The organism is Paenibacillus sp. FSL H7-0326, from assembly GCF_001955535.1.
GTDB classification, from domain to species: Bacteria; Bacillota; Bacilli; order Paenibacillales; family Paenibacillaceae; genus Paenibacillus; species Paenibacillus shunpengii.
In genome coordinates, this window is record NZ_MPVN01000011.1 from 24495 (window position 1) to 39827 (window position 15333).

Genomic DNA, 15333 nt, shown 5'->3' on the forward strand with positions numbered 1-15333 from the left:
TTCAAACGGGGGAAATTTTCTTTTCTTCTATATAATAGAGCCTGATCAGCTGACTGTTCTCGGCCGTTCCATTCGATCCATTCCTGGAATACGCAGTGTTGCCCATTCAGGTCTGAAGTGATCTACTTTGCCGACTACAACCGTCATGTCATCATGAATTTTATTTTGCTGATAACGAATCACCCTTTCTAGAAGGATATCGGCAATTTCCTGTGGATCTTCACTATCCAGCTCCTGAATCATCCGCTTCATCCACATTTCTTTATTCACCGCATAGCCGGGTGCATCATAGATGCCATCGGTCATCATAATGACGATATCCCCCGGATTCAACTGGATACTGACAAGATCAACCTCAATATCTTTAATAATTCCTATCGGCAGATTGCTTGCAGACACAGGGATCACCTCATCTCCTCTCTTGATAAAGCTTGGTGTTGATCCAATCTTCAAAAAGGTGGACTGGGCAGAATATTGATCGATCAGTGCCATATCCACTGTGGCATAAATCTCTTCCGGAGACCGCAGCATCAGAATAGAATTAACGGATTTAATGGCCAGCTTGGCATCCATTCCGGATTGAAGCAGCTGCTCCAAAATGTTAAGAGCCGTGCTGCTCTCCATTCTCGCCCGCTCACCATTGCCCATACCATCACTTAACGCAACAGCAAAGGTCCCATTCCCGAGCTCGACTGTACTGTAGCTGTCACCAGACAAGAGTCCTCCTCCCTTGGCTGCGCCAGCAACGCCAGTGGTTACTTCATAGGTTTTTGCCGAACCGAAGGTAACCGTCGCCAGACCCTGTTTTGGTAAAGTCATGACCTCCTCTACTACAGCAATGTGTTCATCTAGAATATCGGACAGCAGTGGTGCAATAATTTTGCGGCATTCATCAAATCCTTTCGTATAAGCATGTACGATCTCAATCTCGACATGACCTGCGTCCAGGTTAATGATGTCGATGCTGTGAATGGATAAACCGAGCTGCTCCAAAGCGGAACGAATCTGATCCTCCTGCTTATGCATAATCGTCGTTTCACGCTGGATTTCACGTGCCAGGTCCTCCATTACCTGAGACACGCCGGACAACTGCTCGGCAACCAGTACACGACTGTCGTATATTTGCCTCTTCCATTGCATATTATCTTGGTATAGCCCGTACTGACGCTTCATCACGTCTAATACAGCCTCCGTCTTGGCACAGGATTTGGTCCAGGAAGCAGGAATATCCTTGGCTTCAAAGTCTGGATTCTCTTCGATGGCCGACATCATCTCCGTCATATACTTGTATGTCTGATAGAACTTGCCGTCCCAGCACTGAGACTGCTTGAAGCAAGCAGCACAAGTCCCGTCAGCCACAGCATTCATGAAATGCTCCATGTCCTGTTGACCCTGCTTGATCTCAGGCACCTCCGACATCTGATCAAAGCTCTTCGACAGCTGCTTAAACACCTGTGAGAACCTTGTTACACGCTCTGCTGTCAGATCCCGAATCCGCTTCGCATACTCATGCTGATTATGACTATGATCCTGCGTGCCAGGCACGTATTTTGATATGACATTTAATATACTCTTCGGTGTCAGTAAAAAGAGCAAGATCGCGGCACAGCTCTCATAGGTTGATGTGATCACATCTCCTGTTCCGCCCAGATAAATGGCTAGAATGGAGGAGCCAAGCAGCATCCCAAGAGAGACAGCCATCTTCTTTCCTTCCTTCAGCATCCCCGCCAGCATACCGGAGAAAGCAAGCAAGCTCATCTGATAGATCGCTGACATATTGGCCAGACTTAGGATCAGTCCTGTAATTACCCCAACCGATGCGCCAAGTGGTGCACCCCCTACTAGAGCAAAGACAAGAATAAGATATCGTGACAATACATTCTCTGCGGATAGATTATATACCGTGAAACCGACAGCCCCTGTCATAACAGATGCCAGTAGAATAATAAGACACAGGATCTCCTCGCTGCGGAGGTTTACATTCTTCTTGCGATAGGTGAACACGGGAATGGCCTGAATGAACACAAGAGTGAGCACGAAGCTGAGTACAGCATCGATGGTCATCATTAGGACCGCGTACCATGTGAATGAGGGTCCGATCAGGACGGTAAACAAATTGACCATAAAGGCTGAAGTGAATACCATCACCGGTGCGTAAGACAGTTCTGTTTTGCCAAAAGACGAGAGTCCTCGATAGAGCAGATAGAAAATGCTGACCTCGGCGGCGATCGTAAACAGTGTGGGATAGGGAGCGAAAAAGCCTCCAGCCAAGATAGCGATCCCTACCGGGAGCAAAAAATCTCTTCTCAGGAACATAATGACGGCGAAGTAGGCTATGGCAAAAGGAGATAGCTCGTCCAATATCATAGCCTTTCCGAGCAAAAAACCCATTACCGTCAGCAGAATCATCCATTTCTTCTCCGCAATGAACTGTACAGCCTTCAGCGATCCCACCCAGGATTTGATTCTCATGCCCGCTTCTTTACGAATGGCTTTGCCTCCTTTGCCTGTTCTCAGTCCAGGGAAAGGTATTACATTCCACTTGTCCATTTAACTTGGCACCCCAATCGTTTGATTTGATGGTACCCATTATAGTCAGCTTGTTCTGTGAAAGTTTGTCAGAAACACAGACCGTGCCAAAAGAAATTTCCGACAAAAACAGGGAGTGTGCGAAAGTTCAGAGAAACACAGGCGAATGAAGTGCCCATCTAGGTTCGTCGGTTCCCACTCGAATCAAGTTACCCTATTTTGCATACACCCTTCTGCCTAAATCTGCTAGCGATATGAAAAGAGAATACTGGAAATCGCTTGAAACCTGTCGGACGATTCTTTACAAGCGACAAAAAAACCACAGACTCTAAAAGTCTGTGGTTCTTCCATACGTTACAATCTATGCGTAAGATCAGGTTGATAACTTACATACGTTTCGCGCCGCGGCCTCCACGTTTGCCTTCAGTGTTCTTCTTCAGCGATGAAATTCGCTCTTCGCTGTCTTTCAGGAAGCGTGACATTTTATCCTCGAATGAAGGCTTGCCAAACGAAGGCTTGCCGGAAGAAGGTTTGTAAGGACGCCCTCCCCGTTCACGATTGTTATAGCTGCCGCCGCCACTACCGCTGCCGCCGCCGCCAAATCGTTCTCTGTCTCCACCCGTGCGTTCCGGTCTTGGTGCTCTTGGCGGACGAGCCTGTTGTTGTACTTCACCTGCAGGACGATCTACCGCCTGCTTAATGGAAAGTCCAATTTTGCCGTCTTTATCAACGTTAATGACCTTAACGGTTACAACGTCATTGATCTTCAGGTGATCATTGACATCCTTAACGTAATTATCGGCGATTTCCGAGATGTGAACGAGACCCGTGACACCTCCTGACAGATCCACAAATGCTCCAAAATGCGTGATGCCTGTCACTTTGCCCTCTAACTTGGTGCCCACTTCAATTGCCATAGAATAAAATGATCCTCCCTTAAAATTATACAACCCGATTTTTGAATCTGTTGCGGTATGTCAATTATACCTTATGCCACAAAGCAAGGTCAACTGAGCGGACGCCTGCTTTATTGCCTATTTTACGGTTATATATGCATCAAATACCAGTAATTTTGTCTAATTACAAAGTACCTGCCTGTCCTATTCGTCTACTGGATAAATGGGGGTTTCGCCCGGCAGAAACATTCCGTATTTCTTCCGTGCCAGCTGCCCGATATATTCTGGATCCTGCAGCCGCTCCACTTCATTGGACAGTTCAGTCTTCTCCTTCTCAGCCTCAGCATTGATCTTTGTCGCCTGCTCAAGCTTGGCACTCTTGTCCGCCATTTGAACAGACTGACTATAGAAAGTGTACCCTGCCCACCCTGTAAAGCAAATCATAAAGGTAAGCCACAGCATGATTCGCCTGCGTGCCCCCGTCGTTTTTGATTTTTGTGTATTTCCTTGAGTTGTACTTCGAGCATGACGTCCAGACGGTTTACTCATCCGTGGAACCTCCTTCATCATAATCAGGGTGGTCTAGAACCAGTAGGTCCACCACTCTTTAATCCGAACCCATATGCGTTGCAGCCACATCGGTGTCTTCCATCTGCTGAACAGTGGCCGAAGCGGCCAATAGAGCAGCTTCAATATCGGTCTGACCAACTGATACAGCATCTTGATGATAAAAATAAGAGCTGCCATAATAAATCCGAATAAAATGTGCAGGATTCTTATCATCCCTTTGATCGGAAGAACAATCAGTACATTGAATATCCGGTAAACCACATATGCCAAACGTTTTACAATTCCAATTAACATTACCACAAATTTTTGTATCGTAACACTTAAAACCAAAAAATAGATCCAAACCCCTATGAACAGACCTAAAAAGACATAAAACCTCAAGTCTCCATGGTTAACCGAATAGAGTGTTCGAAATATAAATAAGGCTGCGATCAGCCAGTACATCAAATCAAGGATATGAATGCTCCACCGCGGAAATCTTAACTGGCCTGACAGCACCCGGTAACTGTCATACACAATTCCCATAATCCCTCCGGAGAGGAGCATCCATCCCAGCGTAAGCCACTGAAGCTCTGGATTCATCGAAACAGCTTGCCAAGAAGCCCCTTACCAGATTTAGCATTAGAACCGGGATCAAGATATACAAGGGAGCTGACGTAACCTTCAATTGAGAGCAATCCTTCCTCCAAGCTGAGGTTCTTAATATGTAAATTGTTGCCCCGAATGGTCAGATGACCGAGCTCTGTCTTGAGCAGAAATTCCTCACTGTCAAAGCTCTCTACATTCATGACACCCGTAATATCGAGCAGCTTCCGATTCTGTATCGACATGCTGTGCTGTTTCAGCTTCGTTTGTTCCATCATGGCATGTACCCCTCCCTTCTTACACCTAGCTTATGGGCAAGATACAGAGATTAGAACATCCCAGGAATAGAAAAAAAGCACTCTATCCGACCGAGGGATAGAGTGCTCTTCCATGATGTTGACGGCATTTAAAAAAGTCCATTATCCTTGGCGATGGCTTCTTCCTTCACCACAGAGAACAAGCTGGATGCCTCTTCCTTACGTGTACTCTCAGCTAATCGTTCGACGCGAACCGTAACGAGCTTCTGCCCGAATTGGACCGTAATCTCGTCACCCACCTTAACACTTGTGCTAGGCTTCGCCTCGCGTCCATTAATCAGCACTCTCCCCTGCTCAGAGACATCCTTTGCCACGGTACGGCGCTTAATCAGCCTGGACACTTTAAGAAATTTATCAACACGCATTTACTTTACGGCTTCTTTAAGTTTATTGCCCGCTTTAAATGCTGGAACGTTAGAAGCAGGGATCTCAATCGCTGTTCCTGTTTGCGGGTTGCGTCCCGTACGTCCGGAACGCTTGCGAGTTTCGAAAGTACCGAAACCGATCAATTGAACTTTATCGCCGCTTGCAAGTGCATCTGTAATTTCACCCAGGAAATTGTTAAGTACAGACTCTACGTCTTTTTTAGTTAATCCGCTCTTTTCAGAGATGTTGTTGATCAGATCTGTTTTGTTCATGTTTAAAAGCCTCCCAAATTAAAGAAAATGATACGCAACTAAAGCCTTAGCGCACTAACGCTATCCTGTCACGTAACTTTACTACTTGTCTATTCTTGCTTATACCGGATAAATCCTTCTGTAATGGATCTTTTTTTGTGACAAGCCCGGTATTTGTCCCATGGTTTGATCAAGAATACGATATTTTAGGGGCCATTGTCAAACAAGGCCGCCTCTTGTGAATAGGAATGCTATTCCATTTCCTTCATTCCTGAATCCATTTCTCAGCAATACCTTGGAGCTAAAGAACAGGTTCCATCAGTAATCCTTCAGCACTTGCTTTGCTTCCTGCCAGTAACCTTCCATCTCGTCCAAGCTGCTGTCATGAACCGTTCGTCCCTGCTCGGCCAGCCGCTCCTCAATGTAGCGGAATCTGCGGCTAAACTTGCGGTTTACGGCAGACAGCGCCTCTTCCGGATCCGCATCAATGAACCTTGCAATATTGACAGATGCAAACAAAATGTCACCGAGCTCCAGCATTTGCTCCTGTGGAGACTGCCCCTCGGCAATCGATTCCTTCAGCTCAGCCAGTTCCTCCTCGACTTTAGCGATGACGCCGCTCACATCGTCCCAGTCAAACCCGACTTTGGCCGCTTTCTTCTGAAGCTTGTACGATTTCATCAATGCAGGCAGATCTCTTGGAATCCCCGCCAGGGCCGATGTATCCTCGTTCTCTTGTCCTTTGCGCTTCTTCTCCTGCAGCTTCATCGCTTCCCAGTTCGCGAGCGCCTCGTCTGCATCCTCTGCTTGATTATCGCCAAAGACATGCGGATGACGGAAGATCAGCTTATCATTCAGCGTTTCAATCACGTCATATACGTTGAATGAGCCCAGCTCCTCCTCCATTTGGGAGTGAAGCATGATTTGCAGCAGCAAATCTCCAAGCTCCTCCTTCATGTGCTCTGGGTCATCATCATCGATGGTTTCCAGCACTTCATAGGTTTCCTCAATCAGATTCTTACGGATCGAAGTATGCGTCTGCTCACGGTCCCATGGGCAGCCCTCCGGACTGCGGAGAATGGCCACAATCTCATGCAAACGGCTGAAGGTACGTCTGCGCAGCTGCTCGTCGTCTCTTCTTGGTACATAAATCAAGGACAGATTGCCATATCCCTCTACCCGATCCAGCTCATATAGCGGAACTTCATGAATTTGCTCCTGACCTTCTACTCCGAGCGCATGGCAGGCATAGACAAGAGTATCGTCAGGATAGACCTCCATCAGGCTCAGCTTCACATCGGAAGCGGTAAACATATCATATACCTGTCCTATCACCGTATGAAGCTGGGGATGAAACAGGCTTGCGTCAATGACACCGGCATCCAGCAGCTGAAAGCCTTCAATTGGATCAAAGCCGAGCCTTGTGAAGGCTTCATCCAGGAAGCTCTCTCCGCCAAGCACAGTCAGCTCTATTCCCCGCTCTGGACAACGTTCCTTCAGGAGGCGGACCGTAGCTTCCGCTACCATGGGGTGCCCGGGTACAGCGTACACGATCTCTTCCCCTGCGGCCGCTCCGGCAGCCAGATGGATCAGCTCCTCCGTAATCGCGTCATAGACCTCGGGGAAAGAACTCTTGGCTTCATATATATTATCGAAAGAAGTAATCGTTAATTGTAGATCTGACAGATCATTAAACACCGGATGATCGAGTGTCCGTGCATAGATATGCGGCGCTTGCTTCAACCTCTTCAGTATTCCAAGCGTCAGCTGGTCTTCTCCTCCCGAACCGAGACCAACAACCGTGATCGCTCCGCTCATAAGCATTACCTCCAAAATAGTTTAAGTCGTATTTACTATAACACAGCCCGACAGCCTGCATGCAGTCATCAGCATGCAGGCGGCTCACAGCAGCTTCAGCTTCTGCAGCAGCTGTATGAGCTTCGCTCCCTTCGGCAGCACGGCAATCTCTGCTGCCGTAATCAGCTTCGTGCGGATGGCTCCCAGCACGAAGACAAGCACGCCTGCTGTGACACCCAGCAGGCTCTGGACGAGCGCGGTGATTCTCCCATCCGCGCTAAGCCCGGCGGCGCTTGTGCACAGCACAGCAGCGCCTGCGGAGACGATCGCCGCGAAGGCTGCCATCGCGGCGGTAACCAGCGCCGGCTTGAGTAAGGCGGCGCTGGGGGAGACACGCAGCTGCAGGAGCCTTGCCAGCAGCAGCGCGTTCATGGCGGCAGCTGCAGCAAAGGCTGCCGCCGACGAGATAGCCGCTCCGCTGATTCCGAGCGGCGGCACGAGCACGAGGTTCAGCAGCGTCTTGATCGCTGCTGCTGCCAGCATGATGAGCGCAGGCGCTTTGGCGCTGCCGAGCCCCTGCAGTAAGGCAGCAGCGATGACGCTGACGGTGCTCCCTGCAGCAGATAACGCGAGTATACGAAGCGTCATTGTCCCTTCTGCGTTCATATACAGCATGCGGTTAATCGGGTCTGCCAGCACCATAATACCAACCGAAGCGGCAAGTCCGATCAGCCAAAACCACTTCAAGGCCAGGCTGCCGTGTCTTTGAATTCCCGCTTGATCCTGTCTGATTCTGGCTTCTGCCAGAGCGGGAACAAATAGTACCGATAGAGACGTTGCCAGCATGGTGACAAGCTGGACAAGCGGCAATCCCCGATTATAGATGCCGAATGTCCCCATGGCTTCCAGATCGCTCAGTCCTTCTTGCTTTAGCAGACGAGGGACGGTAAATGTATCGACCATATTAATGAGAGGGACAGCAACCGAGCCGAGAGCAACCGGAATCGCATATTTCAGTACCGTCCGGAGCAGCGCTCTTGTAGATTTATTCTCCCGGACCAAAGGCTGCGCCTTTACTCCAGAACGGTTCTCCATTTGTGGAAATCCCTTTGACCGGGATCGTTTCAGCCAGAATATCCACATGACGACAAGACCTGCCGCCCCGCCTGCTGCCGATCCCAGCATAGCACCTGCGGCAATATCCTCTGCACCGGCACCATATCCCATGAGCAGAAATAGCACAATTAACATGACGGTCACACGTATCGTCTGCTCGGTAACCTGAGACACCGCGGTGGGCACCATGTTCTGGAGACCCTGGAAGTACCCCCTCAGCCCTGCCATCACCGGCACGAATAACAAGGAGAGAGAGGCTGCCTGTACCGATGCAATGACCTCGCTGTTATCGATTAGACCACCAATCAGCGGTGCGCTCCAATACGTAAGGACGCAGAGACATCCTCCAACGATGGCAAGCAGAATGGTCGTCGCCTTCAGTACTCTCCGTCCCTCTTCTTCATCACCTCTTGCTTCGGCCTCTGCGACTAGCTTAGATACAGCAATAGGGAAGCCGGCGGTTGCGAGTGTAACAAGCATAATATAAAAAGGATAGACTGTATTGTATATACCGAATACGCTGTCTCCGGCAATATTTTGCAGCGGGATCTTCTGCAGTGTTCCAATCAATTTGGATAAAATAGCAGCACTGCTCAGAATAAATGCACCTTGAAGCAGCTTCTTGCTCGAATTGGATGAGTTCATCTATGTATACCTGCTTTGTTATAAAATGAAGGTGAAGTACATGATCTCTATTATACGAGCATTTTGCATAAATCCCAAAACAAGCTTCAAATAAAGCAAAAAACTCCTGCCTATAAGAAGGCGGGAGTTTTTCTGCACGCTACTGCTCCATTTGTTTTCCAAGGAATGCGGCAGCGGTTTCAGCCATTTTGGTCTCGAGCTGAGACATTTTAATGGATTCGTCCTTGCTGTACATAATGACTGCACCAATCGGGTCTCCTCCCGATATGATCGGTGCCACAACATAGGATGACAAAGGTTCGATATGATCTTTAGCTAATTCATAAGATCCGTTACTGTTCTCAAGCAATGTCTTGCGGTTATCCATAGACGTTTCTACCATATGACCAATCTGCTTATCCAAATATTCCTTCTTGGATCCGCCTGCCACAGTAATAATCGTATCCCGGTCTGAGATTAACGTTACATGGCCGGTACTTTCATACAGTGATTCTGCATACTCCTTCGCAAAATCGCCAAGTTCTCCAATAGGAGAGTACTTCTTCAGAATGACCTCGCCGTCACGGTCCACAAAAATCTCTAGCGGGTCTCCCTCACGAATTCGCAAAGTACGGCGAATCTCTTTCGGAATAACCACACGACCAAGATCATCAATACGGCGGACGATACCAGTAGCTTTCATTTACATGTTGCCCCACTTTCTCGAGAAGATTTTTCAACTACTGTTCCTTTTTATGAGGAGGGCCAGGGTAGTTAAGTGTGATTTCTATATAGAGTGAACTAAAGAAAAATATGTTCATCACGGGTAACAGATCAGCCCCAATGTGAAGGGCTTCCTGCAGTAATTGCAGGGTTAGTCCTGCCACCAGATCCACCTCTGATCAAAATAATGACGATGCAGAACTTTAGTTCAATCTATCTAGACCATAGTATTCTTCTGTTCCCAGTTCCTTATACATGAAATATACAATAAGTTCCTAAGCACAGAATCAGCCTTCAGCCAAAAAAGAAAAGGCGCGGTTTCCCGCGCCTCTGCCTTCTTTTTATTTACCATCGGTATTCGATTCTGTGGTCTCGCCCTCTGTTCCTGCATCTGCTGCGCCTTCATCGCCTGTCGATCCTTCTTCAGAACCTTCAGTTCCAGCATCAGTTCCCTCAGTTCCTTCAGTACCTTCGGTGCCTTCCGTACCCTCGGTACCTTCTTCAGCAGCCGGTTTCGCAGGCAGAGTGATCTCTCCCTCAATGACTCCATCCACTTCATTCGTCATGAATTCCTGCACGTCCTGGTTTACAACAGAGCTCTTCAGCATCTTCATTTGAGCTTCTGTTAATTCTTCAAAAGTTGGCTCTGTACGTTTCTCCACCTTAATAATATGGTAGCCGTAATCCGTTTCAACCGGTTCGCCAATGACACCCTTCTCTTGAGTCTTTGCAGCTTCCTTAAAAGCCTCTACCCAATTCGTAACCGGTGTGTCCTCATACAATCCGCCATTTTCTGCAGATCCCGGGTCTTCCGAATATTCTTTGGCAATGGCAGCAAAATCTTCACCTTTGTCTAGCTTGGCTTTGACTTCCTTCGCAAGTTTAAGAGCTTCCCCTTCCGGGCGAGCTTCCCCTGACTCAGGATCGGTGTTGCTGATCAGCACATGACGAACACTTGCTGTAATAAATTGATCTTTATTCGCTTCATATTCCGTCTTTGCCTGCTCGTCCGTTACATCCTGCGATTTATACTCAACCAAGCTTAAGACACGAGTCATATAATTCTTAAGCTCGTCCTCTGTTACTTCATAATCCGTAAGCATCTGTTTCCAGGCTTCGTCTCCGCCAACCTGGGTTTTCATTTGAGTAAGCTGTGCTTCAGCCTCTTCAAGACCTTTTTCCCCTGCTTCTTGAGACACGTCTTTACTCAAATATTCATACGCTACTTGCTGTTTCACAAACATCTCGCGCATTTCATCCATTTGCAGGTAGGCTGCAATCGTTGGATTCATGAACTCCATAATCTTGAGCTCTGAATTGAATTCCTTCTCCGTGATTTCGCCGCCTTTATATTTTACAACCACACTGCTCGTGTCGCCTTCAATTGAGTTATTGAAACTGGTGCTGCCACCTCCCTCATCATTGCTTCCGCATGCTGCCAGAAGTGAGATCGATAGAGCACCGACAGCGGTCACCGCGATCGCTTTCCAGGTTTTTCTGTTATTTTGCAACATCCTGTAGTTCCCCCTTTGATTTGAATGCATCCTTCATGGCTGCAAGAAACTTCTCTAATGTTTGGAGCAATTCTTGATCGCTCAGACCCTTGCCTTTAATATGGACAATCATGCTCTGTCCTTGTTCAAATTGTACACGTCTTTCGAATTGATTGCCAATCCTTGCAAGCTTAGCGCCATCCACTGCTTTTTCGCGTCCTTCATAGAACTTCACAGAGATTTGGTCCCCGCGCTGCATAATCGTCTCGATTCCGTATTTCTTGCCATATATTTTGAGTCTGGCAACAGACAGCAGATTCGTAACGGCTTCCGGCAGATCGCCAAACCGATCAACCAGCTCATCCTCAAGCTCCATTGCATCATCAAATGCAGCCAGTACGGCAACCTTCTTATAAATCTCGATCTTCTGAATACTGTCATAGATATAATCAGAAGGCAGATAAGCATCAATACTGATATCAATGGAGGTGCTCCAGCTCTGCTCCTGCGGTGCTTCTTCACCGAGCATCGTTACTTTGCGTCGATTGATCTCCTCTGACAGCATCTGAGAGTACAGATCGAAACCGACAGAGGCGATGAAGCCATGCTGCTCCGCACCAAGCAAATTCCCGGCGCCGCGGATAGAGAGATCTCGCATCGCAATTTTGAATCCAGAGCCGAGCTCTGTAAATTCCTTGATGGATTGCAGTCTCTTCTCCGCTACTTCTGTAAGGACTTTGTCTCTTTGGTACGTGAAATAGGCATACGCAATCCGATTCGAACGCCCTACCCTACCGCGCAGCTGATACAGCTGGGACAAGCCCATTTTATCCGCATCATGCACGATCAGTGTATTTACGTTTGGAATATCAACCCCGGTCTCGATGATACTGGTGCTGACCAGCACATCAAATTCACCATCTAGAAAATCGAGAATCGTTTTTTCCAGTTCAGATTCGGACATTTGGCCGTGACCAACCCCCACCCTTGCCTCTGGGACAAGTGCGGAAATCTCTGCTGCCATCTCTTGTATACCTTGTACTCGGTTGTACAAGTAGTACACCTGACCGCCTCGTGCCAGCTCCCGCTCAATAGCTTCACGAACGAGCGTCTGACTGTGCTCTACAACATACGTTTGTACGGGGAAGCGATTCTCCGGCGGTGTTTCGATAACCGACAAATCTCTTACACCCAGCATCGACATATGGAGAGTTCTCGGAATCGGAGTAGCCGTTAGTGTAAGCACATCGACATTCGTCTTCAGCTTCTTCAGCTTCTCCTTATGTGTAACGCCGAATCGCTGCTCTTCATCCACGATTAACAACCCGAGATCTTTAAACACAAGATCCTGAGAGAGCAGACGATGCGTACCAATGACGATATCAATCGTTCCTTGCTTGATGCCTTTGGCCGTCTCGTTCTGCTCTTTACGTGTACGGAAGCGGCTAAGGACACTGACATTAAACGGATACCCCGAGAAGCGTTCGCGGAATGTCTCGTAATGCTGCTGAGCCAGAATAGTCGTCGGTACAAGAACAGCAACCTGTTTGCCTTCAATCGCCGCCTTGAATGCAGCACGTATGGCCACCTCTGTTTTACCGTAGCCTACATCCCCACACAGCAGTCTGTCCATGGGACGACCCTGCTCCATATCCTTCTTGATTTCCTCAATAGCGCGAACCTGATCTCGCGTTTCGTCATATGGGAACATATCCTCGAATTCCTGCTGCTCTGCGGTATCCTTATCAAAGGCATACCCCGGAGAGGATTGCCGCTCTGCATAGAGTTTAATCAGGTCATCGGCTATATCCTGGACAGAGCTGCGGACTTTATTTTTGACACGGGTCCACTCATTTCCGCCCAGCTTATAGATCTTCGGCTCTTTCTCTTCTGAACCGACATATTTCTGGATGAGATCGATCTGCTCAATCGGAACAGACAGCTTGTCGCCGCCTGCATATAAAATATGCATGTAATCTTTATGAATACCGCCTACTTCAAGGGTGCCGATACCCATATACTTGCCGATTCCATGATTTTGATGTACGACGTAATCTCCAACCTTGAGCTCACTATAGCTCTTGATCCGTTCTGCATTGTCCACATTACGCATCGGTTTCCGTACTTTACGTTGTTTCTGAGAGAACATCTCTCCCTCAGTGATGACAGCCAGATGGATCGAAGGCATTTCAAATCCACTCTGCAAATTACCAATGACCATGTTTGGCTCATGGATGTCATAATCCTGCAGCACTTTACGCATCCGATCAAGCCGTTCCTCACCGCTGGCCATCATAACGACGTTGACGCCGGCTTTTTGCCAGCGCTCCATCTCCGCCTTAAGCACATTCATTTGGCCATGGAAATCCTGCATACTGCGGCTGACCATATTTAGGATGTTCTGCGGCTGTGTGTGTGGTACCTGACGAAGGAAGATGGATACGAATAAAGTCTGGAACGGTCGATGGTACAGCACCTCATCATGGTCAAGCGAGAGTGTAAGCTGCGGCAGCGTTTTGCCATTTTGCAGCAAATGAACGCTCCACTCCGATTCATCTCGTTCGAGCTGCTTGCCTGTCTCCAGAAGCCTTGCCGGCTCATCCATAATAAGAATCGTATCTTCAGGCATGTAGTTATAGATGGTTTGTTTCTCTGGATACAGCTCTGTTACATATTTATAGATTTCCGGAAAATAGACATGCTCACGCAGCAGCTCGATTTCACGATGGATCTCCTCGCGCAGACGCAGCTTCGCTTGGCGGTCCGTTGTTTTATCAAGCTGCTCTTCAAGCAGAATCGCGGTTCGATCTGCTGCCTGTTCCATTCTCTCCTGACTAGCAATCAGTTCCTTGCACGGTGTTATAACCACTTGCTCTACTCGGTCAATGGAACGCTGATCTGCGGGATCAAATGTCCGTATCGAGTCAATTTCATCATCAAACAGCTCAATACGATAAGCCAGCTCGGCCGTGAGTGGGAAGAAATCAATAATTCCTCCGCGTACACTCATCTCACCTTGAGATTCGACACGCTCAACGCGTTCATATCCGAGCTCAACCATACGCTTGAGAAAATGCTCCAGCTCAATCGTTCCACTCTGCTTAAGGGTAATCTCTGCACTAGCTATCACCTGCGGAGCAGGAAGGTAACGTCTTGCACCAGAGAGTGGAATCACAACAATGCCCCGAAAACCGGCTGCACACTTCAGTAATACTTCAATGCGCTGAGCAAGTGTTTCAGGACTAGAAATCGCTGCTTCTGCAGCAATCAATTCATTAGCAGGATAGAGCAGCACTTGGTCCGCAGAAAGCGCTTCCTGTAAGTCTTCTGCCACTTTCTGTGCCGCAAACATATTATGTGTCACCACGAGCATCGGCCGATCCAGCTGTTTATGCATCGCAGCCATCATGACCTGGCGAGCTGAACCCGATAATCCGGAGATAAGCTGCTCCTTCATTCCTGACCGAATACCGGAAGTTATCGATTCAAAATCGGAATCTTTAGTAAAAGCTTCAATAAGTGCTTGTAGCAAAAGGGGCACCTCTCTTATAACTTACTTTACTTTTAATATAACCTGTCATTGCCTTTTAAACTGTAAACATATGGATAATGAATCTGATTTCATCATAATCTTTTTTGACTGACCTTACCAGCAAAAGTGGTCCGGCTGCCGTCCGATAACTGAAAAAAAAGCCTCAGCAAACGCTGCCAAGGCCGCAAGGCTGGATGCATAATTCCCATCCTTAAAGCACTGTACTATGCTTCTTGATTCCCTATTAACCGCTATTGCAGCGGGCTTGTTAACAGACTAAGCTCTGGGTTCACCAGGATAGCCTCATTACAGTAGTCGCATGTGATGTTAACCATCATTTCGCCTTTTGAATTATAGGCTATTATATCCCTTCGTTCTGCAGGGGTCAAGAAATGAAGACCCAGCCTTGCTTCTGTTATTTCGGATGAATTAATTTGTCCGATTGAAGTCCCGCAATGTCTGCAGACATAATGAATTGGCATACTCGTATCCTCCTGAAAAGAAATGATATCTTCTATTCTTTCCAGAAATCAC

At 47.8% G+C, this 15333-nt stretch carries 13 protein-coding genes; all 13 read right to left on the reverse strand.

Annotated features, from left to right (window positions below):
* Nucleotides 1-45: 45 nt before the first annotated feature.
* Complete coding sequence (spoIIE, locus tag BK126_RS27390; protein WP_076315639.1) at nucleotides 46-2550, reverse strand: stage II sporulation protein E; 2505 nt, start codon at nucleotides 2548-2550, stop codon at nucleotides 46-48.
* A gap of 365 nt (nucleotides 2551-2915) precedes the next feature.
* Nucleotides 2916-3446 (reverse strand): S1 domain-containing RNA-binding protein, encoded by a 531-nt coding sequence (locus BK126_RS27395; protein WP_076315640.1) that lies wholly within the window; start codon nucleotides 3444-3446, stop codon nucleotides 2916-2918.
* A 183-nt stretch (nucleotides 3447-3629) separates the two neighbouring features.
* A complete protein-coding gene (locus BK126_RS27400; protein WP_076315641.1) occupies nucleotides 3630-3974 on the reverse strand; it encodes an FtsB family cell division protein in 345 nt (114 codons plus the stop codon).
* A gap of 33 nt (nucleotides 3975-4007) precedes the next feature.
* A complete protein-coding gene (gene yabQ, locus BK126_RS27405; protein WP_076315642.1) occupies nucleotides 4008-4577 on the reverse strand; it encodes a spore cortex biosynthesis protein YabQ in 570 nt (189 codons plus the stop codon).
* Nucleotides 4574-4858 (reverse strand): sporulation protein YabP, encoded by a 285-nt coding sequence (gene yabP / locus BK126_RS27410; RefSeq protein WP_076315643.1) that lies wholly within the window; start codon nucleotides 4856-4858, stop codon nucleotides 4574-4576. Before yabP ends, yabQ begins: the two co-directional genes overlap by 4 nt.
* Before the next feature lie 128 nt (nucleotides 4859-4986).
* On the reverse strand, nucleotides 4987-5262 hold the full coding sequence (locus BK126_RS27415; RefSeq protein WP_076315644.1) for an RNA-binding S4 domain-containing protein: 276 nt from the start codon (nucleotides 5260-5262) through the stop codon (nucleotides 4987-4989).
* Nucleotides 5263-5535: an HU family DNA-binding protein gene (locus BK126_RS27420; RefSeq protein WP_047914152.1), complete on the reverse strand. Its 273-nt coding sequence runs from the start codon at nucleotides 5533-5535 to the stop codon at nucleotides 5263-5265.
* A 297-nt stretch (nucleotides 5536-5832) separates the two neighbouring features.
* On the reverse strand, nucleotides 5833-7332 hold the full coding sequence (gene yabN, locus BK126_RS27425; RefSeq protein ID WP_076315645.1) for a bifunctional methyltransferase/pyrophosphohydrolase YabN: 1500 nt from the start codon (nucleotides 7330-7332) through the stop codon (nucleotides 5833-5835).
* Nucleotides 7333-7416: 84 nt separating this feature from the next.
* On the reverse strand, nucleotides 7417-9072 hold the full coding sequence (locus tag BK126_RS27430; protein WP_076315646.1) for a putative polysaccharide biosynthesis protein: 1656 nt from the start codon (nucleotides 9070-9072) through the stop codon (nucleotides 7417-7419).
* Between the two features lie 139 nt (nucleotides 9073-9211).
* Nucleotides 9212-9754, reverse strand: a complete 543-nt coding sequence (gene spoVT, locus BK126_RS27435; protein WP_076315647.1) for a stage V sporulation protein T — start codon at nucleotides 9752-9754, stop codon at nucleotides 9212-9214.
* A gap of 361 nt (nucleotides 9755-10115) precedes the next feature.
* Nucleotides 10116-11288 (reverse strand): peptidylprolyl isomerase, encoded by a 1173-nt coding sequence (locus BK126_RS27440; RefSeq protein WP_076315648.1) that lies wholly within the window; start codon nucleotides 11286-11288, stop codon nucleotides 10116-10118.
* Nucleotides 11275-14799 (reverse strand): transcription-repair coupling factor, encoded by a 3525-nt coding sequence (gene mfd, locus BK126_RS27445; protein WP_076315649.1) that lies wholly within the window; start codon nucleotides 14797-14799, stop codon nucleotides 11275-11277. The genes BK126_RS27440 and mfd overlap by 14 nt, the downstream gene beginning before the upstream one ends.
* 251 nt (nucleotides 14800-15050) lie before the next feature.
* The gene (locus BK126_RS27450) at nucleotides 15051-15281 is read right to left on the reverse strand and encodes an anti-sigma-F factor Fin family protein (RefSeq protein ID WP_076315650.1); all 231 of its coding nucleotides are present in this window, start codon (nucleotides 15279-15281) and stop codon (nucleotides 15051-15053) included.
* Nucleotides 15282-15333 lie beyond the last annotated feature (52 nt).

Excerpts from the sequence above, each read along its gene's own strand:
- yabN (WP_076315645.1), bottom strand. The coding sequence starts at position 7,332 with ATGAGCGGAGCGATCACGGTTGTTGGTCTCGGTTCGGGAGGAGAAGAC.
- yabQ (WP_076315642.1), bottom strand. The coding sequence starts at position 4,577 with ATGAATCCAGAGCTTCAGTGGCTTACGCTGGGATGGATGCTCCTCTCC.
- BK126_RS27430 (WP_076315646.1), bottom strand. The coding sequence starts at position 9,072 with ATGAACTCATCCAATTCGAGCAAGAAGCTGCTTCAAGGTGCATTTATT.
- BK126_RS27450 (WP_076315650.1), bottom strand. The coding sequence starts at position 15,281 with ATGCCAATTCATTATGTCTGCAGACATTGCGGGACTTCAATCGGACAA.
- BK126_RS27415 (WP_076315644.1), bottom strand. The coding sequence starts at position 5,262 with ATGCGTGTTGATAAATTTCTTAAAGTGTCCAGGCTGATTAAGCGCCGT.
- spoIIE (WP_076315639.1), bottom strand. The coding sequence starts at position 2,550 with ATGGACAAGTGGAATGTAATACCTTTCCCTGGACTGAGAACAGGCAAA.
- BK126_RS27420 (WP_047914152.1), bottom strand. The coding sequence starts at position 5,535 with ATGAACAAAACAGATCTGATCAACAACATCTCTGAAAAGAGCGGATTA.
- BK126_RS27395 (WP_076315640.1), bottom strand. The coding sequence starts at position 3,446 with ATGGCAATTGAAGTGGGCACCAAGTTAGAGGGCAAAGTGACAGGCATC.
- spoVT (WP_076315647.1), bottom strand. The coding sequence starts at position 9,754 with ATGAAAGCTACTGGTATCGTCCGCCGTATTGATGATCTTGGTCGTGTG.
- BK126_RS27440 (WP_076315648.1), bottom strand. The coding sequence starts at position 11,288 with ATGTTGCAAAATAACAGAAAAACCTGGAAAGCGATCGCGGTGACCGCT.
- yabP (WP_076315643.1), bottom strand. The coding sequence starts at position 4,858 with ATGATGGAACAAACGAAGCTGAAACAGCACAGCATGTCGATACAGAAT.
- BK126_RS27400 (WP_076315641.1), bottom strand. The coding sequence starts at position 3,974 with ATGAGTAAACCGTCTGGACGTCATGCTCGAAGTACAACTCAAGGAAAT.